This is a genomic window from [Rhizobium] kunmingense, assembly GCF_977018605.1.
In genome coordinates, this window is sequence record NZ_CDRNXG010000001.1 from 237,407 (window position 1) to 259,701 (window position 22,295).

Here is a 22,295-nt window from a genome sequence, read left to right on the forward strand (position 1 = left end):
GAACGAATGCCGGAATCGCTTGTTCGAACCATGTCGCATTCCGCGACAGGGAGTAAGCGAATGCCCGACACTCCAAAGCCTGGCCAGCCCGACGACAAGCGTCCGGACCAGCAGGCCAATCGCCCGGATGAGAAATCCGGCGTCCAGAGCAAGCCGTCCGATCGTGACAACGACAAAAACGATCGACGCTAGATGATGCCCCGGCTGGGTCAGGCCCCAGCCGGACGGGCCGGCTTTACGCTTCATATTTCAGCATCGACTCACTTATGTTTGTGGGCTACTGTGGCTCACCGTTAGCAACCGAATACGTAGGCGTTAGCGGCTGAGAGCGTTTCGCTCCCGCCTGCATGAGCACGGCGGTGGATCATGACATCCAGCTTGGCACTCGCGTTGCATATTTCCAGGCTTGTGAACCTCACTCGGGAAGATCGGGGCCGGATCAAGCTTTCCGCGCAGATCGACTTGAAGGACATCACACCCGCCCGTCCCGCCGGGACGAAGTAGGTGGGGTCCGTCACACCTGTCGAGTTCAACATACGCTGGGCGAAACCCGTCTATGTCGGAGCGGCCGACAAGCTCGATATAATGATCGACGGCCCCGGCGCTGCCATAAGGTGGATGAAGAACAATCTTACGGATACGTATAATCCGCTTTACCGGCGTGCCAGTTCACTGTGCCAGAGCGCGCTTCTCGGGCATGTTCATCCCGATTTCGCCCGCCAGCCTTTCATAGATGTCTGGGTGAGCCAGTGCTTCGTCACTCTGGATGACGGGTAGCGGCCGAGGCATCACGTCTGCGGGGGCAGCGTAGCCGAGGCCAGCCGGAACCGGAGACCCACACCAGGGCGGCCGGTGACCGACACTACCCGTTGGGGTCCAGGGGCTGCTCGTCCCATCACAGCAGCCCCTCGATCTCAGACCATCATCTCGGGACATCGATGCGGCTCCGCAACGCCTCGAAGGCGTGTGGAGACAACGAGCGCACGGCATCGATGGAACTTACGTTTCTCCACGCAGCCCCTTTTTTGCGCACCTCAGGGCCGTGACCGGATGAAGACGGCGTCTCATCACTTGACACGCCGGAGGAAAGGCCGCTCTTGCTGCCGGGCGCCCTCCCCCTTCAGCAAGCTGCCATTTCATGTCCCCCGTCGATTCGTTTTCCGCCTTTCTCGCCGCCTGGCTTCCGGGCCATTCGATGGGCGAGCTCGCCTTCGTCTTTGCCGCGGCCGTCATCGCCGGTCTCGCCCGAGGCTTTTCGGGGTTCGGCGGGGCGTTGATCTTCGTGCCGCTCGCCAGTGCCGTCACCAGTCCGGCGATCGCCTCGGCGCTGCTGCTCGTCATCGACGGAGTGATGACGCTTGGGATGGTGCCCGAAGGATGGCGGCGGGCGAACCGGCGCGAGGTATTCACCATGCTGGCCGGCGCCGTGATCGGCGTGCCGGCGGGAACGGCGGTGCTGTCGCTTCTACCCTCGGTGACGCTGCGCTGGATCATTTCGATCGTCGTTCTCTGCCTGCTGATCTTCCTGATGTCCGGATGGCGCTATCATGGCCGGCCGAAGACGTGGCTGACGGTCGGCGTCGGCGCGCTGGCAGGACTGTTCGGCGGGGCGGCGCAGATGTCGGGGCCGCCGATCGTCGCCTACTGGCTCGGCGGGGCGATCGAGCGCAACACGGTGCGCGCCAATCTCGTCCTCTATTTCGCGCTCGGAACGGTGCTTTCGGCGACATCCTATATCGTCACCGGGCTTCTGACGCTGGAAGTTCTGATGATCGCGCTGATTGCCGGACCGGCCTACGGGATCGGGCTGTCGGGCGGATCGCGCATGTTCGGCATTGCCAACGAGACGACCTTCCGGCGCATCTGCTTCACCCTGATCGGCGGGGCGGCGATCATCGGCATGCCGCTGCTCGATAGCCTGCGCCCCTGAAGAAACCCGCCATTCAGCAAGGCTTAACGGGTCGGGACTAGCCTTTGCCGCCAAGGGCAGGTTGGGCAATGGGACATTTGCAGCTATCATGAAGGACGAAGCCAAAGCGATCTGGCGTCGCAGCGTCAAGCGCCAGGTCATCGGTGCGGGGCTGGAAGCGGCAGCACTTGCGGCAGGGCTTGGGCTCAAACCGCATGCCCGCGGCAATGGTGCGATCTTCACCCTTCATCATGTGCGCCCGGAGGCGCGCGACGTGATCGGCCCGAACCGTCATCTGGAGGTCACGCCCGAGTTTCTCGACGTCGCCATCGGCGCATTGAAGGCGCTCGGCTATGATTTCGTCGCCCTTGCCGATGTGCCGGCACGGCTCGCTCAGCCGACCGACCGCCCGTTTGCCGCCTTCACGCTGGATGACGGCTATCGCAACAATGCCGACCACGCGCTGCCGGTGTTTGCCCGGCACGGCGTGCCGTTTACCGTGTTCATCGCGCGCGGGCTTGCCGAACACAAGGTACCGCTCTGGTGGGAAATTGCCGGCAAGCTGCTTCGGCAGGAAGACCGGATCGAGTTCGATTTCGGTCAGGGCCGCGAGACGGTGGCGCTTAAGACACCGGTGCAGCAGCTCGATGCGTCCTTCCGTTTCGCGCAATATGTATGGAGCCGCAGCGAGGCGGAGACCGTGGCGGATATCTGCCGGCTTGCAGAACGGCACGGTATCGATCCGCTGGGCATAACCGCCGACCTCGTCATGGGGCCGGACGAGCTGCGACGCTTTGCCGAGCATCCGCTGGTGACGCTCGGCGCGCATACCGTCAGCCACCGCAAGCTCGGCCGTCTGGCGGCCGATGAGGCGGCAGCGGAAATGCGCGAATCAGCCGACTGGCTGGAGGGGCTGACCGGAAAACGGCCCAAAACGATCGCCTATCCCTATGGCAGCCGCGATGCGATCGGCCCGCGGGACTACCGGATCGCAAGCGATGCCGGTTTTGTGATCGGGGTGACGACACAACCGGGAACGCTGACCGCGGCCGATCTTGCCCGCCCGACGGCGCTGCCGCGCATCTCGCTCAACGGCTATTACCAGAAGGCGCGCTATGTGCGCGCCCTCGCCTCGGGCCTGCCCTTCGGCTTCATGCGTTAAGGGTACCTCTCCGTCAGGGGTACATGCGCACCTTTTCCCAGGCGCCGCTCGGGTCATCACGACGGAATTCCATGCGGTCGTGCAGGCGGAAGGGGCGGTCGTGCCAGAACTCGATCGAGGTCGGCCTGATGCGGAAACCGGACCAGTGCGGCGGGCGCGGGATCTCGCCGATCGCGTAGCGGGCAGTGTATTCGGCCACCGACTTTTCCAGCGCGAAACGGCCTTCCAGCGGGCGGGACTGTTTGGAGGCCCATGCGCCGATGCGGCTGCCGCGCGGGCGCGAGGCATAGTAGGCATCGGCTTCGGCATCGGTGACGACCTCGACCGGACCGCGCAGACGGACCTGACGACGCAGCGATTTCCAGTGGAAAACCATGGCCGCCTTCTTCTGGCCGAGAATCTCCTGCCCCTTCTGGCTTTCGAAATTCGTGTAGAACACGAAACCTTGCTCATCGAAGCCTTTCAACAGGACCATGCGTACGTTAGGCAGGCCATGTTCATCGACGGTCGCAACCGCAACCGCGTTCGGATCGTTGGGCTCGGAAGCCTCCGCGTCCTTCAACCAGCGGGCGAAGAGGGCGAAGGGTTCGGATTCTTCGGTGAAGTCACCTGTTGTTAACTCACTTGAAGACATATTGACTTAAATACTCCCAATCTGATGAACATGCCCGAGACCATTCGTCGGACAGGACAAGGTGGCAGTGATAGCAAAGTGGATTGAACAGACAAAGGGGTGGAGCCGTCGTCACGGCGCTGCAATTTGCCTCGTCACCATGACTGTGCCGCTTGCCGGCTGCACGACGGGCCTCGACATGTTCGGCGGATCGGACAGCAAGGTCGACCGTTCGCTTGCCACCGGCACCGTTCCGGGCGCTCCGCCGCAATCCGAAACCAGCCTTTCCGACGAGATGACCGTGCGCAATGCCGTCACCTCGGCCGATCTTGCCAAAGTCGGCGAAAACCCGCTTCCCTGGGCCAATACCGCAACCGGCAGCGCCGGCGTGGTTTCGTCCATCCATGAAGACAGCGCGCCGGGCCGCACCTGCCGCGCGTTCCGCACCACCCGCCATTCCTATGAGGGCATTGCCGTGTTTGCCGGCCAGGCCTGCATGACCGGCGGCGGCGACTGGATGCTGACCGCCTTCGACCGGCAGGGCTGACTTTCAGGGCGCTGCGCAGCAAGCCGCCTTTTTGCCGCACGGCGCATTTACGCTTTCTTCACCATCTCTTGCGCGTGCCCGCCGAGTGTAACCACTGATTCAGCACTGCGATTCTAGGCTCTGTCCCGAAAAGAAACGGGGGCAGAGGATGAATGATCGCCCTTGACCCCGGTTCGTCCTGTCAAGTATCGGCCGGTGCGGGATTGATCCGTGACGGCCGGAAAAGCGTAACCGGTGGCCTCACAATGCGTGATCCCTATTCCATTCTCGGCGTCAAGCGGAGCGCCGATCCAGACGAGATCAAGGCGGCCTGGCGCAGCAAGGCCAAGACGATCCATCCCGATCACAATCAGGACGATCCGAGCGCCACCGACAAATTTGCGGAAGTGGGACAGGCCTACGAGCTGTTGAAGGACCCGGAACGCCGTCGCCGCTACGACACGGCTTCCGACATGCACCAGACGATCATGCAGCAGCGCGAGGCCGCCGAGCGTGCCAAGGCCGCACGCGCCAACGCCGAGAAGGTGATGGAAGAGCTAGCGAAGGCGCAGGCGGCCCGTGCCCAGGCGGAGGCCGCGAAGGCAGGCCCATCGAAGGCCAAGACACAGAGCGCGGGCAACGCCGGCGACAAGCCAGCCGACAAGTCCGCCGAGAAGAAAGAGGGCGAAAGCCCGGAAGAGACGATCGAGCGGATTTTCGGCACAAGCGCGGAAGCGCGCGAACGGGCCCGTGAACATGCGGAGGCCACTTCCGCGACCGCCGAAGCACGAAGCGAAGAGCCGGCGACGAAGGAAGAACCGCATCCCGAAGGCCGCCCGCCCCTGCCGCAGATGGCCGTCGAGCTGATCAGCAACCTCGTCAACCGCATCCGCGGCACGGCACCGCCGCCGGAAAAGGCGCCGGATCTCTCCGTCGATGCCAAGGTGACGATTGCCGACTTCCTCGGCCTGAAGGCGGCGACCGTGAAGCTTGCCGACGAGCGCGAGGTGCGCGTGCCGATCGAACGCGGCGCGATGGACGGACAGGTGGTGCGGCTGGCCGGACAGGGCCTGAAGCTGCCGGGCATGAAACAGGGCGATCTGCTGGTCACCCTGAAGGCTGTACGCGACGAGCGTTTCCACATCGACGGGTTCGACCTCCACACCGTCCTGCCGATCTCGCTGGAGGACGCGGTTCTCGGCGGCCAGGCGCGGGTGGAAACGCCGGAAGGCCCGCGCTCGATCGATATCCCCAGCTGGTCTGGCTCCGACCGGACGCTGCGGCTGGAGGGCCTCGGCCTGCATGACGACGCCGGCGGACGTGGCGACCTGGTGGTCGAATTGCGCATCATGCTGTGGGAAAAGCCGGACGACAAGGTGACCGACCTGATGCGCCACATGCGCGACGGCCTGTTCCTTTAGCCCCCTTGCCATGACTTGCAGGGCATGACAGGCTGTGGAAATCACCGTCTTCCTGCGCACCCTTTGTTACGCTTCCTAACAGGAGATGATCTGCCGTGCGCTTGAACCCCGTTTGAGCCTATGCCATAGGCAGCATTCAATTTTTTCGTGTCAGGGGTTACACAATGGTTCAGGCATCCGGCCTCATGGCAGGCAAGCGCGGTCTCATCATGGGCGTAGCGAACAATCGCTCCATCGCCTGGGGGATCGCCAAGGCCATCGTCGACAACGGCGGAGAGGTCGCCTTCACCTATCAGGGCGACGCGCTGAAGAAGCGTGTCGAACCGCTCGCAGCAGAACTCGGCGCCTTCATGGCCGGCCACTGTGATGTCAGCGACGAAGCGACGATCGACGAGGTGTTCGGCAATATCGAAAAGCACTGGGGCAAGATCGACTTCATCGTTCACGCCATCGGTTTTTCCGACAAGGACGAGCTGACCGGCCGTTACGTCGACACGTCGCCGGACAATTTTTCCAAGACGATGCAGATCTCGGTCTACTCGTTCACCTCCGTCGCACGCCGCGCCGAAAAGCTGATGACGGATGGCGGAGCGATGCTGACGCTGACCTATTACGGCGCAGAGAAGGTGATGCCGAACTACAACGTCATGGGCGTTGCCAAGGCTGCACTCGAAGCCAGCGTCAAGTATCTGGCCGTCGACCTCGGTCCGAAGAACATCCGCGTCAACGCGATCTCGGCCGGCCCGATCAAGACGCTTGCCGCCTCCGGCATCGGCGACTTCCGCTACATTCTCAAGTGGAACGAATACAATGCGCCGCTGCGCAAGACCGTGACGATCGAGGAAGTCGGCGACGTCGGTCTCTACCTGCTTTCCGACCTGTCGCGCTCGGTGACCGGCGAGACGCATCACGCCGACAGCGGCTATCATGTCGTCGGCATGAAAGCCGTCGACGCGCCCGACATCTCGGTCGTCAAGGACTGATCCGGAAAGGGACGCCGTGCTCATCTATGTGATCCGCCACGGCCAGACCGACTGGAATGCCGAAGGCCGGCTGCAGGGACAGAAGGACATTCCGATCAACGCGATCGGACGTGACCAGGCGACCCGCAACGGCGAGGCACTGAAAGAACTGATCGGAGCCGGCGACGGCTTCGATTTCGTCGCAAGCCCCCTCTTCCGAACGCGGGAGACGATGGAGCGGATCCGCACCGCCATGGGGCTCGACCCGAAAGCCTATCGCACCGACGACCGGTTGCGCGAACTCTCCTTCGGAGACTGGGAAGGCTTTACCACTGCGGAAATCAAGGCAGTCGACCGCGAGCGCATTCGTGAGCGCCAGCGCAGCAAATGGGGCTTTATCCCGCCCGGCCCGCATGCGGAAAGCTACGAGATCCTGTCATGGCGGATCGGCGCATGGCTTTCCTCCGTCAACCAGCAGACGGTTTGCGTCAGCCATGGCGGCGTCGTGCGCTCATTGTTCAGGATTGTCGGCAAGGTGGACGAACACGAGGCGGCAAACATGCCGATCCATCAGGACCGCATCGTCAGGATCGATACGGACGCAAACGAGATCGGCTGGCTCTGAATAACACGGGGTCAGACGATTTCCAGATCGTCGACGTGACGGCCGCCATCGACCATCGTGTAGAACACGACAACCTTCACACCGGCCTTCAGACCTTCGAAATTGAACTCTTCCGGCACCTTGTAGGTCTTGCCGTCATCAAGCGTCAGGCTCATCGCGCCGACATCCACCGTCTTGATCGTCGCCTCGATATCGGCACTCTGCGCCCAGCTGTCGAGCGGGGAGAAGATGCTGGCTGTCGCCAAAAGGGTCGCGATGAGGATACGCATTGGATGAGGCCTGACGGTCTGCTGTGTTTCGATACGAAGCAAAATAGCCTGCCGAATGTGGCGGAATTTGCTCCCGATCATGGCAATTTACGTGCAATTTTATCTGTTTATATTAACGAATTTACACTTGCCGCGACCGCGGATCATTCGCGAATATTAAAAATCAAAATATATCTCAGTACATTTTCTTATATCAATACTACAAAATTTACATATCCTAAAACTCAAACGTATTTCAATTCCTCACTTCAAATTAAAACACTGTTGAAATCAATTAAAATCCGAAACAACGCAATAATAACCCCACACCGTCACCACCGGACACTTTCAGCAAACGTATCCGCCATGACCGGGCGCCGATTGGTCGATCGCGATGCGATAAACGGGTGGCGCGGCATCCGATGTATTCTTGCGTATTGCGAGGCGGCGGGAGCGGTGTGAGGACCCGGTATCGAGCGCAGGGTGGTGCAGCGTCGGCGGATTCCACAAAAGGCTTTCCCCTTGCGGGGATTTTCTAATAAGACAAGGCCGCTTTGAGGCGGGAACGGATCCCGCCCTTCGGCGGGGTATCATGTCGCATAATACGTTCGGTCATCTTTTCCGTGTCACGACCTGGGGCGAAAGCCACGGTCCAGCCCTTGGTTGCGTCGTCGACGGCTGCCCTCCGGGGCTTCGCTTCACGCTATCGGACATCCAGGCGTGGATGGACAAGCGCAAGCCCGGTCAGTCGCGGTTTGTCACCCAGAGGCGCGAGGCGGATCTGGTCAAGGTCCTTTCCGGCGTGATGTTCGACGAGGACGGCGAGACGATGATCTCGACCGGCACGCCGATTTCCATGCTGATCGAGAATACCGACCAGCGCTCCAAGGATTACGGCGAGATCGCCCGCCAGTATCGGCCCGGCCATGCCGATTACACCTATGATACGAAATACGGCATTCGCGACTATCGCGGCGGCGGTCGCTCGTCGGCCCGCGAAACGGCGGCACGGGTTGCCGCCGGCGGCATCGCCCGCCTTGTCGTTCCGGGTGTCACCGTGCGCGGCGCGCTGGTGCAGATCGGCAAGCACAGGATCAACCGCGCCAACTGGGACTGGGCAGAGGTCGACCAGAACCCGTTCTTCTGCCCGGACCCGGAGATGGTGCCGGTGTGGGAAGACTATCTCGACGGCATCCGCAAGGCCGGCTCGTCGATCGGTGCGGTGATCGAGGTGATCGCCGAAGGCGTACCGGCGGGGCTCGGCGCGCCGATCTATTCCAAGCTGGACCAGGACATCGCGTCCCTGCTGATGTCGATCAACGCCGTCAAGGGCGTCGAGATCGGTGACGGCTTCGGCTCTGCCGAACTGACCGGCGAGGAAAATGCCGACGAGATGCGGATGGGCAATGACGGCAAGCCGATCTTCCTTTCCAATCATGCCGGCGGGATTTTGGGCGGCATTTCGACCGGCCAGCCGCTGGTTGCGCGTTTCGCCATCAAGCCGACGTCGTCGATCCTGACCGAACGCCAGTCGATCGATGCCGATGGCCACAATGTCGACGTGCGCACCAAGGGTCGCCACGACCCGTGCGTCGGCATCCGCGCCGTGCCGATCGGCGAGGCGATGGTCGCCTGCGCGATCGCCGACCATTTCTTACGCGACCGCGGCCAGACCGGCCGCCTGAAATAGCACGCAACGGGAGACGAGCATGGCCTACGATCAGAAGCGCGTCGTCGACGCCATCCGCGCCTTCGAGGCCGGAGAGATCGTCGTCGTGACCGACGATGACGACCGCGAGAATGAAGGCGACCTGATCGTTGCCGCCGTTCACTGCACCGCGGAGAAAATGGCCTTCATCGTGCGCCACACATCCGGCATCGTCTGCGCGCCGATGCCGCGCGAGGAGGCCAAGCGGCTGAACCTCAACGCCATGGTAGCGGAAAACGACAGCGCCCATACGACGGCCTTTACCGTCAGCGTCGATTTCAAGCATGGCACGACGACCGGCATTTCCGCCGACGACCGGACGCTGACGGTGCGCAACCTTGCCAACCCGAATGTCGGCGCCTCCGATTTCGTGCGCCCCGGCCATATCTTTCCGCTGATCTCACGCGAGGGCGGCGTCTTGATGCGGTCGGGCCATACGGAAGCGGCAACCGACCTCTGCAAGCTCGCCAACCTGCCGCTGATCGGCGTCATTTCCGAACTGGTCAACGACGACGGCACGGTGATGCGCGGCCAGCAGGTGGCCGATTTTGCCGTCAGTCATGAATTGAAGCAGCTTTCCGTCGCCGACCTGATCGCCTATCGCCAGCGTAAGGAGACGCTGATCGAGCTGATCTCGTCCTTCGACGTGACGACGCCTGTCGGCAAGGCCAAGGCGCATGCCTATTCGCTGCCCTGGGACCCGATGCAGCATGTGGCCGTGATCTTCGGCGATATCCGCGACGGCGTCGATATTCCGGTGCGCCTGCATCTGGAAAACGTCACGGCCGACGTGTTCGGCACCGACCGTTCGATCGAGCGCTACATGCAGAGGATCGAGACGGAAGGCCGCGGCGTCATCATCTATCTGCGCGAAGGCTCCGTCGGCGTCGGCCAGACCGAACACGGTCGCAAGATGCGCCACGACCAGGAAGCCCATGCGGAAGCAAAGGCGCGCGAAAGCGAATGGCTGGAAATCGGCCTCGGCGCCCAGATCCTGAAAGATCTCGGCGTGTCGTCTATCAAGCTTCTGAGCCGCAGCGAGCGGCATTATGTGGGGCTTGAAGGCTTTGGCATCCGGATTGCCGAGACGGTGATCTGCTGAACCCGTAAAAATTCCGGTATTGTAAGGCCTGCCGTTTCGTCGGATCGTCGCTCGTTGTCGGGCGGCGATTTTTCGTGTACGGATAATCAAAATGGTCTTCGTGTGGGACGAGGTAAAGCGTCGGGCCAATCTGGATAAGCACGGCCTCGATTTCGCGGATGTAGCTTTCTTCGACTGGGAAACTGCCATCCTGGAGCGAAGCCATAGCCGCCGGATAAAGGCCATCGGCTACTACCAAGACGGTACCGCTGTCGTCGTTTATGCCAAACTGGGGCGTGAAGCGATATCGATCATAAGCTTTCGAGATGCCAGTCCGAAGGAAAGGAAACGCCTACCATGAAGGATCGCCAACCTATCGTTCGGGAGTTTCAACCGGGGCGCGGCTATAGCAAGGAAGACTGGGACTCTGTCGACAGCCCCGAATTGACCGATGACGAACTGGCGAGGATGCGCCCGGCCCGCGAGGTATTGCCACCGGAGTTTTTCGACGCCCTGGAAGAGATGCGCCGTGGCCGTGGCCGACCCAAGGTCGAGGCGCCGAAGGTGGCGGTGACCTTGCGGCTCGATCCTGACGTGCTGGAAAAATACAAATCCTCCGGCAAGGATTGGCGCAGCCGCATGGCGGAGCAACTGCGCAAGGCTGCAGGATTGTAACCTCGCAGCTTTTCGCCGCATTTTTCATGCGTCAAAGCATGACTTCCATTCAATAATACTCTTGCATTCCGGAGATATTGGCCATTCAATCAAGGCGCCCCGAATTTCGTCTCGAATTGCCGAAGTATTTTCATGCAGGATATTTCCCGGTCGCTCGACCTCATCTATCAGGCTGCCTTCGTTCCCGAACACTGGATGAGCGTGCTGGACGACCTCGCCCTGTCGATCGGCGCGCAGGGAGCGTCACTGGGCAATATCACGCCCAACGGTGCGCGCTGGCTCGCCTCCCCCTCGCTTGCCGACTTGGACAGAAAGATGCTCGACGAGGGCTGGGTTAGCCGCAATACGCGCGCGGAAAAACTCATGACGATCCCGCAGCACGGGTTTGTCGACGAAGCCGAACATTTCACCGAGGAAGACTACAATACCCACCCGATCTTTACAGAAGTGATGAAACCGCTCGGTTACGGCTTCGGCACCTCGACCTTCATCCAGGCGCCAACCGGCGACAACTTCATTGTCGCAGTCGAGAAGAAGAAGGTCACCGGGCCAGTCACCAAACAGTCCATCGTCTTTCTGGATCAGTTGCGACCACATCTCGCCCGCGCGGCGCTCATGTCGAGCCGGCTGGAATTCGAACGCATCAACGCAGCGGTGGAAGCGCTGCAATTGACGGGCCTGCCTTCGGCGGTCTTTACCGACAGCGGAAAAATGCTCGCCGCCAATAGCCTACTCGAAGCATTCCGGCCGCAGATCGTGCTGACGGCAGGCAATCAGATGCGGTTTGCGCATGAGCCGGCCAATCGTCTTTTCGCCGCGGCGCTTGCCGACATGTCCGGGCTGGCGGCACGAACACGACCGGACACACGGCCCGACGGACCCTCCCACTCCTTTCCCCTGCCGCGCGTGGACGATACGCCTCCGGCCATCGTCCACATGATCCCCGTGCGCGGTGGCGCACGCGATATCTTTACACGCGCCACCTGTTTCCTGATCGTCACGCCGGTCGACCGCTCACGCGTGCCGACGGCAGGGCTGATCCAGGGTCTGTTCGACCTTAGCCCGGCGGAAGCGCGCGTGGCGTGGTCGCTTGCCGCCGGCCATGACGTGGCGACCACCGCGGGGCAGCACGGCGTCGGCGTGGAAACCGTGCGCAGCCATGTTAAGGCGATCCTGCAGAAATCGGGCATGAACCGTCAAGCGGATTTCATCGCGGCGATTGCCAGCATCAAGCTGCCGCCGGAATAGGCGCCGCAGCGTCATCACCAAAGCACTCCGCGACCTTTCCGATTCGCTTGCCATGCTTTAGCTTCTTGTTTTTGCGCATGTCTTTATCACGAAACCGGTGACCACTTTCGGGAGACATGCTGTAGCGGTACCAATGATCTTACCGCACGGCGGCCCGCTATTCGCCCCGCCAGCCTGCGTGATAGACGATGCGCTCCACGCCGGCGAAACGGGCAACACGCTGCAATTCGGCATCGAGCTTTTCCAGCCGCCCGGCCGAGGCGCGGACGCCCTTTTCCAGCCACAGGCGCCGGACGTCGAGCACGCCGGCCTTGCGGTCGGCCTTCATGTCGATGCGGCCGATCATGCGGTCGCCTTCCAGTAGCGGGAAGACGTAATAACCGTATTGGCGCTTTGCCTCGGGCACGAAGACCTCGATGCGGTAGACGAAATTGAACAGGCGCTCGGCTCGATCACGGTTGCGCAGCAGCGGATCGAAGGGGCTGAGTACCCGGATGCGTGCCGGCGGTTCCGGGATGTCGCCAAGGTGATGCGGAAAGCCCGAAAGAGCGAAGGAGGCGCGCGATCGGCTACCATCGGCCGTCTCTATCACCACTTCCGTCAGTTCGTCGCGATGGCCTGCGACCCATGCCCTCGCCTCTTCCGGGGTAACGATGTCCCAGAAGGCCGCCAGTTCACCGGATGTGGCAAAGCCAAGCTTTGTCATGGCGCTGCGGCAGGCCCAGTCGACGAACTCGTCATGCTCGACTTCCGGCTCATGATGATGCGCGGCGATGACGCGCTCGGTGAGGTCATAGATCTTCTGGAAATTCATTCGTCCGGCAATCGAGAGCTTGCCGGTGTGCCAGTAATATTCGAGCGCCGTCTTGTTGGGGTGCCAGTTCCACCAGCCGCCGGACTTGTGATTCTCGACCTTCATGTCGCGCGACATGATCGCGCCGTTTTCGGCGATATGACGAAAGGTCTCGTCGAAGGCGCTGTCGAAACCTTCGCCATGCCACTTGCGCCAGCGCTCGGCGAGAACAGGTTCGCGACGGCGAAAGCGGTGCTTCCAGTAGCGGAACAGACGCGCCGGAATGATCGAGGCGTCGTGGGTCCAGTGCTCGAAAAGCTCGCCGTCCTTTTCCAGAAGCGCCGTCAGGTGTTCCCGCCGGTAGGTCTGGTTGCGGGAGAAGAGGATCATGTGATGGGCGCGCTCGACGGTGGCGATGCTGTCCACCTGGACGAAGCCGAGATCGTCGATCAGCTGCAACAGGCCGGACTTGGCGAGCGCGCGGCCGGGCGGGGCGCAAAGCTGCTGCCGCTCCAGAAAAATACGCCTCGCCTCATCATTCGGGATCAGGATTGCCATAGGCAGAGACTAGGGGCTTCCAGCCGCCAATGCAATGTTCTTTTTTTGTTCTTATTTTCCTTCCGCTCTCCAGCAGTCTATAGACGCTGACGACATCGAGGGCTTCAATTGGATATTCGTTTCGACAGGGTCGAGGTTCGCTTCGAGGGACGCACCGTCATCCAGCCGCTGACGCTGACGCTTGCCGAGCGGCGCGTCGGCATCATCGGGCTGAACGGATCGGGCAAGACAACGTTTGCGCGGATGATCAACGGACTGGTAACACCGACCGAAGGCACGGTGACGGTCAACGGTTTCGATACGGTCACCGAGCAGGACGCGGCGCGCAGCCAGAGCGGCTTCATCTTCCAAAACCCGCAGAACCAGATCATCCTGCCGATCCTGCGCGAAGACATCGCGCTCGGGCTGAAACCCCGCAAGCTGCCGAAGGCCGAGGTCGACAATAGGGTCGATGCGGTGCTGGCCCGTTTCGGCATCTCTCATCTCGGCGAACGGCGGGCGCATGAACTTTCCGGCGGCGAACTGCAACTGGCGGCACTCGCCTCCGTGCTCGTCACCGAGCCGAAAGTCCTGGTGATGGACGAGCCGACCAACCAGCTCGATATCCGCAACCGCAATCTGGTGGAACGCACGATCGGCGATCTGCCGGAGGATGTGATCGTCATCAGCCACGACCTCGACCTGCTTTCAGGCTTCGACCGGGTGCTGTCGTTTCAGGCAGGCGCCATCGTCGGCGACGGTGCGCCGGACGCGGTGATTGCGCAATATCGCGCCCTGCACGGAGCGGCATGAGGATGCGCTCGCTCTATGTCGATGGCGACGGATTTCTGCACCGGCTTGCGGCCGGGGTGAAGCTTGCGGTGCTGATGGCATTCAGCATCCTGCTGTTTCTGGTCACGTCACCCATCGTGCTTGCCGGCGCGCTGACGATCGGCCTTGCGGTGCATCTCTCGTTGCGAATGTCGGCCGGCGAATTCGTGCGGCGCATGTCGCCGCTTGTGCTCGTCATATTATTCGTCGCGCTGTTCACCGCCGTCTTCAACAGTCCGCTGGAGGGCCTCAACGCCTTTCTGAGGCTGGTGGCGCTGGGGCTTTTCGCAAGCCTCGTGACGGCAACGACGACGACCGGCGACTTCATCGACGTGATCACCCGCGCGGCCATGCCGCTGGAGCGGATCGGTATCGTCAAGGCGGCCGATCTCGGCCTTGCGCTCGGCCTCGTCATCCGTTTCGTGCCGGAAATCGTCGGCCGCTATGCGGTGATCCGCGATGCGCATTACGCGCGCGGCCTGAAACCGCGGCCGCTTTCCATCATCGTGCCGCTGATCATCTCGACGCTGCGCAATGCCGACGAGATCGCCGCGGCCATTGACGCCCGCGGCATCCGCCGTCAGAAATGACGCCATAACAGCCTCAAAGGCACACACTAAGGAAACACCAAGCATGGCAACCCGTGACCTCGTCCTTTCCGCGCTCTTTGCCGCCATCATGATCGCGCTGGGCCTTCTGCCGCCGATCTCGATCGGCTTCATTCCCGTGCCGATCACGGCGCAGTCGCTGGGCGCCATGCTGGCCGGCGTCGTGCTGGGCGCAAAGCGCGGCGGACTGGCCGTGACGCTGGTACTGGTGCTTGCGGCCATCGGCCTGCCGGTGTTGTCCGGCGGGCGCGGCGGACTGACGGTGTTCTTCGGCCCGACCGCCGGTTACCTGTTCGGCTGGGTATTGGCCGCAATCGCAACCGGCTACCTGTCGCAGCGCCTCGTGCGTGCCGGCCAGAGCAGCGTGCTGCAGACGGCCAGCTTCTTTGCGGCGGCGGTGTTCGGCGGTATCGTGGTTCTCTACACCTGCGGCATCGTCTATCTGGCGCTCGTCACCGGTGTCAGCCTGAGTGCGACGCTGATGGGCTCGCTTGCCTTCATTCCCGGCGATCTGCTGAAGGCCGCGATTGCCGCCCTTGCCGGCCGCGCCGTGATGGTCGGTTATCCGCTTCTGCCGCAAAGGGTGTAACGACGGGGCATAAAAGTCAGTCGAGATACCCGTAGAGCCAGTCGCGCAGCTCTTCCGGCAGCGCGACGCTTTCTCCGCTCTTTCGGTCGACGGCCACCCAGACGATCTCGACCTCGGCGACGGCTTCACCGTCACGCGTCATGCGAACGATGAAGCCCGCCGACTTTCCGCCGATCTTGCTGACGCCGACATGCATGTGAATGGCGTCGCCCAATAGCAGAGGCACATGGAAGGTGCCGGCAACCTTGCCGGTGATGAAGGCCGGATCACTTGCCTTCGCCTTGCGGCGGCGCCAGAAGTCGGCGACCGCCTCTTCCGCCCGGTCGATATAGACGGAGCGGAACATCTGCCCGTTCATGTCGACATCGCGGAAGGTGACGCGAAAATCGGATGCCTTTACCGCGTCCTTGACCATACCAGCCTCTACAGAACCCTTTTCAAAACAGGCCGATATTCCTCGCCAAGTGCGACAAGGGCAAGACCCGCGCTTGAAAAAGCCTGCCATCTGCGCCATGTCGGTGGCCTGACACCGATGCCCGGCCATGACCGGACGAGACGCCGGGGAGCCGCATGACCACCCGCCTTTACGAACACCCTATCTTTCTCGAGCACCCTGCCCCTGCCGGCCATCCCGAGCGGCCGGACCGGTTGCGCTCGCTGGCGATCGCGCTCGAACATCCGAATTTCTCCGATCTTGCCCGCAAAGACGCACCGCAGGCGAACGAGGATGCCGTGCTGCTGGCCCATCCGGAGGAACATCTGCGCTGGGTGATGCGAAAGACCCCGGAAGAAGACACCGTAATACAGATTGAATCCGACACGCATGTGGGACCGAAAAGCCTGCAGGCGGCGCTGACCGGCATAGGCGGGGCAATGGCCGCCGTCGACGACGTGATGACGGCCAAGGTGGACAACGCCTTCGTTGCCTCACGCCCGCCGGGGCACCATGCGGAAAAGGTGAAGGCGATGGGCTTCTGCCTGTTCAACAATGCCGCGATCGCCGCCCGCCACGCACAGCAGGCCTATGGCGTCGAGCGTGTCGCAATCATCGACTGGGACGTGCATCACGGCAACGGAACGCAGAACATTTTCTGGGACGATCCGTCGGTGCTGTTCTGTTCGACGCACCAGATGCCGCTCTACCCCGGCACCGGGGCGAAGGACGAGACGGGCTCGAAGAACACGATCGTCAACGCGCCGCTTTCGCCCAATGACGGCAGCGATCATTTTCGCGATGCCTTCAAGGACCGGGTTCTGCCGAAGCTTCATGATTTCCGGCCGGACTTCATCATCATCTCGGCCGGGTTCGACGCGCATCACCGCGATCCGCTGGCGCAGATCAACCTTGTCGGCGACGATTTCGACTGGGCGACGGGCCGGCTGATGGAAATTGCTGGGAAATACGCCAATGACCGGGTCGTCAGCCTGCTCGAGGGCGGCTATGATCTGGAAGGACTGGCGGAATCCGCCGGCATGCATATCGCAAGACTGATGAGAGGATGAAGGACATGACCGAAGCCACCGATAGCATCGATGTGAACGGCTATTCCTTCGAAAAGGCAGTCGCCGAGCTGGAAAGCATCGTTGCCCGGCTGGAACGCGGCGATGTGGCGCTCGACGAATCCATCGCCATCTACGAACGCGGCGAAGCCCTGAAGAAGCATTGCGAGAAACTGCTCAACGCCGCGGAAAACCGCATCGAGAAGATCCGTCTCGACCGCGCCGGCAAGGTGCAGGGCGTGGAGCCACTCGACGGGGAGTGATTTCCGCTTCTCACCTGGCAAAACCCTGGATTGCACACGCCTGCTCCACTCGACTGATTGGGAAGATTTCCCTATATTGTCCGGCATGGACAAGGATCAGGTCATTGCCAAGCTGAGAGAACACGAGGCCGAGCTGCGCGCCGCGGGTGCGGAGCATGTGTCTCTGTTCGGTTCGGTGGCCCGCGGCGAGGCGACCGCTGATTCTGATCTCGATGTGCTGGTGAAATTTTCCGAGACTGTGATCCGGTCCGGCTGGGATTACCTGACGGTAGTTGAAGATCTTCGCCTGTTGATCAGCAATATCACCGGTGCGAACAGCGTCGACATAGTCCCGGAACCAATGCGCCGAGAACGCTTTCGCAGAAGTGTGGAGAGGGATCGCGCCGTTGCCTACTAAGCGCCCGTTGGTTCGAATGCGAGATATCGTCGAGAACGGACAGGCAGTTCTCGACGATACGCGAGGCATGGACTTCGGCGGCTATCTGAACAGCAATATCACGAGAGATGCCTGCGAACGGTGCTTTGCGCGAATATCCGAGGCAAGCGTCAAAATTGGACCGATCGCGCAGGAGCTTCTCCCGCGCCATAACTGGCCGGCAATCCGTGGCCTCGGCAACATGCTACGACACGACTACGAGCAAATTCTCGATGAAACGATCTGGACGATGATCACCGAGCGCCTGCCGCCCCTCATCGTTGAACTCGAAGCGTTCCTGGCGCAGTATCCCGAGGATCAGGAAACACTTTAACGAGGTCCCATGTCCTTCTTCCCCGGAACAGACCCCGCCCCCGGCGATGCGTTCGCCTGCGATGCGATAGAGAACCTCATCATTCCGCGATCCTCCGATATCGGCGGGTTTTCGGTGCGTCGGTCCTTGCCCAGCCGACAGAGACGGCTGGTCGGGCCGTTCATCTTCTTCGACCGGATGGGACCGGCTATCCTGCGGCCCGACGAGGCGCTGGATGTGAAGCCGCATCCGCATATCGGGCTTTCCACCGTCACCTACCTGTTCGACGGCGAGATCAAGCATCGCGACAGTCTGGGCACCGAGCTGGTGATCCGGCCCGGTGACATCAACCTGATGACGGCGGGGCGCGGCATCGTGCATTCGGAACGCACGCCGGAAAACCTGCGTGGGCATCCGCTCTCCATGTCCGGCCTGCAGACATGGCTGGCGCTGCCGGACGAGAAGGAGGAAATCGATCCGGCCTTTGCCCATACCAGCCATGAAAAGATGCCGGAAATCGACTGGGAGGGCGCCAAAGGGCGCGTGGTGATCGGCGGCTTTGCCGGGCTTTCCTCACCCGTCGCGACCTTTACCGATACGCTCTATGTCGACCTTCGGCTCGATGCGGGCAGGCGCTTTCCCTTCCCTGCCGGACACGAGGAACGGGCGCTCTATATCCTGTCCGGCGAACTGGACATTGCCGGCGACCGGTTTGCCGCCGACCAGCTGCTCGTCTTCCGCGCCGGCGACGAGATCACGCTGCAGGCGGGAAGCCAGGGCTGTCATGTGATGCTGTTCGGCGGCGCTGCGCTGAATTCGAAACGCTATATCTGGTGGAACTTCGTCTCCTCCTCGAAGGAGCGCATAGAGATGGCCAAGGAGGAGTGGCGGACCGGGCGTTTCGATATCGTTCCGGGCGACGAAGAAGAGTTCGTTCCCTTGCCGACACCCGCATAAACCCTTGCCCATGCGCTAAAATCGATTAGAACCCAACGCTCGCGAAACTTGAAAAAGCCTGTTTCCTGCTCATCTTTGGGAGACATGCAATAACAAGAACAGAAAGCCTTTTCCGTGACACCCCAGCCCACGACGCCGCTGCTCGACAAGGTCCAGCTTCCCGCCGATCTCCGCAAGGTCGAAGACAAGGACCTGCCGCAGCTCGCCCGTGAAGTGCGCGACGAGATGATCGATGCCGTGTCGAAGACGGGTGGACACCTGGGCGCGGGGCTTGGCGTCGTCGAGCTGACGGTCGCCATCCACAAGGTTTTCAATACGCCCGACGACCGGCTGATCTTCGATGTCGGCCACCAGTGCTATCCGCACAAGATCCTGACCGGCCGCCGCGAGCGGATCCGCACGCTGCGCCAGGAAGACGGTCTTTCCGGCTTCACCCGCCGGGCGGAGAGCGAATACGATCCGTTCGGTGCGGCACACTCCTCCACCTCGATTTCCGCCGGCCTCGGCATGGCGGTCGGCTCCAGCCTCGACGGCTCGAAGCGCAACGTGATCGCGGTGATCGGCGATGGCGCGATGTCGGCGGGCATGGCCTATGAGGCGCTCAACAACGCCGGCGCGCTCGATGCGCGGCTGATCGTCATCCTCAACGACAACGATATGTCGATCGCCCCGCCGACGGGCGCGATGAGCGCCTATCTGGCGCGCCTTGCCTCCGGCCGCACCTATATGGGCATGCGCGAGGTCGGCAAGAAACTGACCGGCTATCTGGGCAAGAATATCGACCGGGCGATCACCCGCGCCGTCGAGCATGCGCGCGGTTACGTGACCGGCGGCACGATGTTCGAGGAGATGGGCTTCTACCACATCGGCCCGATCGACGGTCATTCCTTCGAGCATCTTCTGCCCGTACTGCGCAACGTGCGCGACAATGCGCAAGGGCCGGTGCTGATCCATGTCGTGACGCAGAAGGGCAAGGGTTATCCGCCGGCGGAAGCCGCAGCCGACAAATATCACGGCGTCAACAAGTTCGACGTCATTACCGGCGCGCAGGCGAAGGCCAAGCCGAATGCTCCTTCCTACACGAGCGTGTTCGGCGAGGCGCTGGTGCAGGAGGCCGGTTTCGACGAGAAGATCGTCGGCATCACCGCCGCCATGCCGGACGGTACCGGCCTTGGCAAGCTGCAACAGGCCTATCCGATGCGCACGTTCGACGTGGGCATTGCCGAGCAGCATGCGGTGACCTTTGCCGCCGGCCTCGCGACCGAAGGCTTCAAGCCGTTCTGCGCGCTGTATTCGACCTTCCTGCAGCGCGGTTACGACCAGGTCGTGCATGACGTGGCAATCCAGGGCCTGCCGGTTCGTTTTCCAATCGACCGCGCCGGGTTCGTCGGCGCCGATGGCCCAACGCATGCGGGATCTTTCGACACGACCTTCCTTGCCGCGCTTCCGGGCATGGTGGTGATGGCCGCCTCCGACGAGGCGGAGCTGAAGCATATGGTGCGCACCGCGGCCGCCTATGACGAGGGTCCGATCTCGTTCCGTTATCCCCGCGGCGAAGGTGTGGGCGTGGAACTGCCGCAGCGCGGCGAAATCCTGCAGATCGGCAAGGGTCGCATCGTCAGGGAAGGCGCCAAGGTGGCGCTGCTTTCCTTCGGTACACGTCTGAAGGATTGTCTGCTTGCGGCCGAGGACCTCGATGCGGCCGGCCTGTCGACCACGGTTGCCGATGCGCGCTTCGCCAAGCCGCTCGACCACGACCTGATCCGCCAGCTGGCGCGCCATCATGAAGTGCTGATCACCATCGAGGAAGGTTCTGTCGGCGGGTTCGGCAGCCATGTGCTGCAGTTCCTCTCCACCGAAGGCCTGCTAGACCACGGACTGAAGGTCCGCTCGCTGGTTCTGCCGGATATCTGGATGGAACAGGCTTCGCCCGAGGTGATGTATGCCAAGGCGGGGCTGGACCGTGCCGGCATCGTCAAGACCGTGTTCGGTGCGCTCGGCAAGACGGCTGTCGGCGTCGGTGCCGCCGGCTGAATGAGACGATCAGGCCGCCCGGCGATAGTCGGCGGCCTCTTGAGCGGCTCTGGCCGCATGCTGCCTGCGGCGCTCCAGACACCATCCGAGCAACAGGTGCAGGGCGCAGCCGGCGATCAGGATCGCCATCTGGGCGCCAAGGCCGATACCGGGATGAAGCTCCACATAGACGGAGGCAATTGCCGAAAGCACGATGCCGACCGAGAAGACCGGCAGCGAGTGGCGGCCGATCAGGTTGACGGGCCGCAGCCAGCCTGAATTGGCGACACGACTTACCCAATCGATATTGAAAGCCAGATAGAGGATCGCCAGCGCATCGAGAATGCGCAGCGGGCCGCTGTTCGTCTTGGTCACCAGTTCGCGGTAGAGATCGGGATAGGGCAGCGACACCCAGCCGAGATAGGCCGCGAGATTTGCGGGTATGGCAACCAGGGCGAAGACGGCAGCGAGGATGAAGACGCCGCGGCGATAGGGCAGCGGGTCTAGCCCGGTCTTGATGCGCATGCCGAGCGCAATGCCGATGATGAAGATGAACTGCCAGGAGAGCGGGTCGAGATACCAGCGGCCCGTATCCAGAGCCAGATTGTAGAAATTCAGGTGCAGGAAGCCCGAGACCAGCCAGAGGAGGAACGAGACAACCAGCGTCGGCAGCGGAAAGCGATCGTAGATCACCAGCGCGAAGGGCACGGCGATGAGGAAAACGATATAGATCGGCAGGATATCGAGATTGCCGGGCATGTAGAAAAGCAGCATGGCTTGAAGACCATGCCTGACCGGTTCGGCGACCATGCCTGCCATATCCTGCGCGACCGTCGTGTGGGGAAATTCGGCCGCGAGAAGCGCGCCGAAGACTGCCATGACCACAACGAGAAGCAGATGGGCCAGATAGATGCGTCCCGCCCGTCGCCAGGGGCGCTGCACCGACACGGCACGGTCAGGGCGATAATAGGCGAGCGCCGAGGACATGCCGGCCAGCAGGACGAAGATTTCCGACGCATCGGCAAAGCCGCGCGAATGCTGGAAGGTCAGGGAGAAGGTGAATTCCGCATGGCCGATGAAGATCAGCAGCAGCGTTATGCCGCGCAGAAAATCGATCCTGGCTTCGCGTTTCGTCTGGCCCATACGTGTCTCCACGACGGGTTCCTCTTCTGCGTCGCGTGATCCTCACGTAGCGGAAAATCGCTACCACCTGCTTTACGGACGATCCCGAATTTTAGAATTTTGCCACACAGCCGCAATTTCGGGATTTTCACGCGTCCTCGAGCTTCCTTGCGTTC

The 22,295-nt window shown here is 62.0% G+C and carries 28 protein-coding genes; 23 read left to right on the top strand and 5 right to left on the bottom strand.

The genetic code is table 11. From position 1 onward, the window contains the following. Positions 1 to 60 precede the first annotated feature (60 nt). The 4 genes from AC0JZ4_RS01300 to AC0JZ4_RS01315 all read left to right on the top strand — a co-directional run bounded on the left by AC0JZ4_RS01300 (position 61) and on the right by AC0JZ4_RS01315 (position 3,071). Positions 61 to 192, top strand: a complete 132-nt coding sequence (locus AC0JZ4_RS01300; protein WP_471884663.1) for a hypothetical protein — start codon at positions 61 to 63, stop codon at positions 190 to 192. Between the two features lie 312 nt (positions 193 to 504). After that, positions 505 to 777: a DUF982 domain-containing protein gene (locus AC0JZ4_RS01305; RefSeq protein ID WP_471884664.1), complete on the top strand. Its 273-nt coding sequence runs from the start codon at positions 505 to 507 to the stop codon at positions 775 to 777. Positions 778 to 1,138: 361 nt separating this feature from the next. Further along, entirely contained in the window at positions 1,139 to 1,930 is a 792-nt protein-coding gene (locus AC0JZ4_RS01310) for a sulfite exporter TauE/SafE family protein (protein WP_471884665.1), read from the top strand. 88 nt (positions 1,931 to 2,018) lie between these two features. Then, positions 2,019 to 3,071 carry a polysaccharide deacetylase family protein gene (locus AC0JZ4_RS01315; RefSeq protein WP_471884666.1) on the top strand — a complete coding sequence of 351 codons (1,053 nt, stop codon included), beginning with the start codon at positions 2,019 to 2,021 and terminating at the stop codon, positions 3,069 to 3,071. Between the two features lie 13 nt (positions 3,072 to 3,084). Here the strand turns inward: AC0JZ4_RS01315 and pdxH are convergent, their stop codons facing one another. Beyond that, positions 3,085 to 3,705 carry a pyridoxamine 5'-phosphate oxidase gene (gene pdxH, locus AC0JZ4_RS01320; RefSeq protein WP_471884667.1) on the bottom strand — a complete coding sequence of 207 codons (621 nt, stop codon included), beginning with the start codon at positions 3,703 to 3,705 and terminating at the stop codon, positions 3,085 to 3,087. A 61-nt stretch (positions 3,706 to 3,766) separates the two neighbouring features. Here pdxH and AC0JZ4_RS01325 point away from each other — a divergent pair, with 61 nt between their 5' ends. The 4 genes from AC0JZ4_RS01325 (at position 3,767) to AC0JZ4_RS01340 (ending at position 7,218) form a co-directional block, all read left to right on the top strand. Then, positions 3,767 to 4,231 carry an RT0821/Lpp0805 family surface protein gene (locus AC0JZ4_RS01325; RefSeq protein WP_471884668.1) on the top strand — a complete coding sequence of 155 codons (465 nt, stop codon included), beginning with the start codon at positions 3,767 to 3,769 and terminating at the stop codon, positions 4,229 to 4,231. Between the two features lie 245 nt (positions 4,232 to 4,476). Continuing rightward, positions 4,477 to 5,631, top strand: a complete 1,155-nt coding sequence (locus AC0JZ4_RS01330; protein ID WP_471887745.1) for a DnaJ C-terminal domain-containing protein — start codon at positions 4,477 to 4,479, stop codon at positions 5,629 to 5,631. A 164-nt stretch (positions 5,632 to 5,795) separates the two neighbouring features. Next, entirely contained in the window at positions 5,796 to 6,614 is an 819-nt protein-coding gene (gene fabI, locus AC0JZ4_RS01335; protein ID WP_471884669.1) for an enoyl-ACP reductase FabI, read from the top strand. Positions 6,615 to 6,630: 16 nt separating this feature from the next. Further along, entirely contained in the window at positions 6,631 to 7,218 is a 588-nt protein-coding gene (locus AC0JZ4_RS01340; RefSeq protein WP_471884670.1) for a histidine phosphatase family protein, read from the top strand. Between the two features lie 11 nt (positions 7,219 to 7,229). Here AC0JZ4_RS01340 and AC0JZ4_RS01345 read toward each other — a convergent pair whose 3' ends face one another. Beyond that, positions 7,230 to 7,487: a DUF1344 domain-containing protein gene (locus AC0JZ4_RS01345; protein WP_471884671.1), complete on the bottom strand. Its 258-nt coding sequence runs from the start codon at positions 7,485 to 7,487 to the stop codon at positions 7,230 to 7,232. Between the two features lie 3 nt (positions 7,488 to 7,490). On the opposite strand from AC0JZ4_RS01345, the gene AC0JZ4_RS01350 reads away from it, so the two are divergent. The 6 genes from AC0JZ4_RS01350 to AC0JZ4_RS01375 all read left to right on the top strand — a co-directional run bounded on the left by AC0JZ4_RS01350 (position 7,491) and on the right by AC0JZ4_RS01375 (position 12,178). Beyond that, the gene (locus AC0JZ4_RS01350; protein WP_471884672.1) at positions 7,491 to 7,928 is read left to right on the top strand and encodes a hypothetical protein; all 438 of its coding nucleotides are present in this window, start codon (positions 7,491 to 7,493) and stop codon (positions 7,926 to 7,928) included. Positions 7,929 to 8,058: 130 nt separating this feature from the next. Then, positions 8,059 to 9,156: a chorismate synthase gene (aroC, locus tag AC0JZ4_RS01355; RefSeq protein WP_471884673.1), complete on the top strand. Its 1,098-nt coding sequence runs from the start codon at positions 8,059 to 8,061 to the stop codon at positions 9,154 to 9,156. Between the two features lie 19 nt (positions 9,157 to 9,175). Continuing rightward, on the top strand, positions 9,176 to 10,276 hold the full coding sequence (gene ribB, locus AC0JZ4_RS01360; RefSeq protein WP_471884674.1) for a 3,4-dihydroxy-2-butanone-4-phosphate synthase: 1,101 nt from the start codon (positions 9,176 to 9,178) through the stop codon (positions 10,274 to 10,276). Positions 10,277 to 10,367: 91 nt separating this feature from the next. Beyond that, the gene (locus AC0JZ4_RS01365) at positions 10,368 to 10,616 is read left to right on the top strand and encodes a BrnT family toxin (protein ID WP_471884675.1); all 249 of its coding nucleotides are present in this window, start codon (positions 10,368 to 10,370) and stop codon (positions 10,614 to 10,616) included. Further along, entirely contained in the window at positions 10,613 to 10,930 is a 318-nt protein-coding gene (locus tag AC0JZ4_RS01370; protein ID WP_471884676.1) for a BrnA antitoxin family protein, read from the top strand. Before AC0JZ4_RS01365 ends, AC0JZ4_RS01370 begins: the two co-directional genes overlap by 4 nt. Before the next feature lie 132 nt (positions 10,931 to 11,062). Then, complete coding sequence (locus AC0JZ4_RS01375) at positions 11,063 to 12,178, top strand: helix-turn-helix transcriptional regulator (RefSeq protein ID WP_471884677.1); 1,116 nt, start codon at positions 11,063 to 11,065, stop codon at positions 12,176 to 12,178. Between the two features lie 157 nt (positions 12,179 to 12,335). Here the strand turns inward: AC0JZ4_RS01375 and AC0JZ4_RS01380 are convergent, their stop codons facing one another. Further along, the gene (locus AC0JZ4_RS01380; protein ID WP_471884678.1) at positions 12,336 to 13,529 is read right to left on the bottom strand and encodes a winged helix-turn-helix domain-containing protein; all 1,194 of its coding nucleotides are present in this window, start codon (positions 13,527 to 13,529) and stop codon (positions 12,336 to 12,338) included. Positions 13,530 to 13,637: 108 nt separating this feature from the next. On the opposite strand from AC0JZ4_RS01380, the gene AC0JZ4_RS01385 reads away from it, so the two are divergent. From AC0JZ4_RS01385 to AC0JZ4_RS01395, 3 genes are read left to right on the top strand one after another with little or no spacing between them, the layout of a single operon-like run. Then, positions 13,638 to 14,321, top strand: a complete 684-nt coding sequence (locus AC0JZ4_RS01385) for an energy-coupling factor ABC transporter ATP-binding protein (RefSeq protein WP_471884679.1) — start codon at positions 13,638 to 13,640, stop codon at positions 14,319 to 14,321. Between the two features lie 2 nt (positions 14,322 to 14,323). Next, complete coding sequence (locus tag AC0JZ4_RS01390) at positions 14,324 to 14,929, top strand: energy-coupling factor transporter transmembrane component T family protein (RefSeq protein WP_471887746.1); 606 nt, start codon at positions 14,324 to 14,326, stop codon at positions 14,927 to 14,929. Between the two features lie 43 nt (positions 14,930 to 14,972). After that, on the top strand, positions 14,973 to 15,536 hold the full coding sequence (locus AC0JZ4_RS01395) for a biotin transporter BioY (RefSeq protein WP_471884680.1): 564 nt from the start codon (positions 14,973 to 14,975) through the stop codon (positions 15,534 to 15,536). A 16-nt stretch (positions 15,537 to 15,552) separates the two neighbouring features. Here AC0JZ4_RS01395 and AC0JZ4_RS01400 read toward each other — a convergent pair whose 3' ends face one another. Beyond that, positions 15,553 to 15,951, bottom strand: a complete 399-nt coding sequence (locus tag AC0JZ4_RS01400; RefSeq protein WP_471884681.1) for an acyl-CoA thioesterase — start codon at positions 15,949 to 15,951, stop codon at positions 15,553 to 15,555. 155 nt (positions 15,952 to 16,106) lie between these two features. On the opposite strand from AC0JZ4_RS01400, the gene AC0JZ4_RS01405 reads away from it, so the two are divergent. From AC0JZ4_RS01405 to dxs, 6 genes are all read left to right on the top strand, one after another. Continuing rightward, complete coding sequence (locus tag AC0JZ4_RS01405; protein ID WP_471884682.1) at positions 16,107 to 17,039, top strand: histone deacetylase family protein; 933 nt, start codon at positions 16,107 to 16,109, stop codon at positions 17,037 to 17,039. A gap of 5 nt (positions 17,040 to 17,044) precedes the next feature. Beyond that, complete coding sequence (locus AC0JZ4_RS01410) at positions 17,045 to 17,299, top strand: exodeoxyribonuclease VII small subunit (protein WP_471884683.1); 255 nt, start codon at positions 17,045 to 17,047, stop codon at positions 17,297 to 17,299. Positions 17,300 to 17,384: 85 nt separating this feature from the next. Then, positions 17,385 to 17,696 (top strand): nucleotidyltransferase family protein, encoded by a 312-nt coding sequence (locus tag AC0JZ4_RS01415; protein WP_471887747.1) that lies wholly within the window; start codon positions 17,385 to 17,387, stop codon positions 17,694 to 17,696. Positions 17,697 to 17,712: 16 nt separating this feature from the next. Continuing rightward, the gene (locus tag AC0JZ4_RS01420) at positions 17,713 to 18,048 is read left to right on the top strand and encodes a HepT-like ribonuclease domain-containing protein (RefSeq protein ID WP_471884684.1); all 336 of its coding nucleotides are present in this window, start codon (positions 17,713 to 17,715) and stop codon (positions 18,046 to 18,048) included. Positions 18,049 to 18,057: 9 nt separating this feature from the next. Then, complete coding sequence (locus AC0JZ4_RS01425; RefSeq protein WP_471884685.1) at positions 18,058 to 18,984, top strand: pirin family protein; 927 nt, start codon at positions 18,058 to 18,060, stop codon at positions 18,982 to 18,984. A 114-nt stretch (positions 18,985 to 19,098) separates the two neighbouring features. After that, complete coding sequence (gene dxs, locus AC0JZ4_RS01430) at positions 19,099 to 21,018, top strand: 1-deoxy-D-xylulose-5-phosphate synthase (protein ID WP_471884686.1); 1,920 nt, start codon at positions 19,099 to 19,101, stop codon at positions 21,016 to 21,018. A gap of 9 nt (positions 21,019 to 21,027) precedes the next feature. Here the strand turns inward: dxs and AC0JZ4_RS01435 are convergent, their stop codons facing one another. Next, on the bottom strand, positions 21,028 to 22,140 hold the full coding sequence (locus tag AC0JZ4_RS01435) for an OpgC family protein (RefSeq protein ID WP_471884687.1): 1,113 nt from the start codon (positions 22,138 to 22,140) through the stop codon (positions 21,028 to 21,030). Positions 22,141 to 22,295 lie beyond the last annotated feature (155 nt).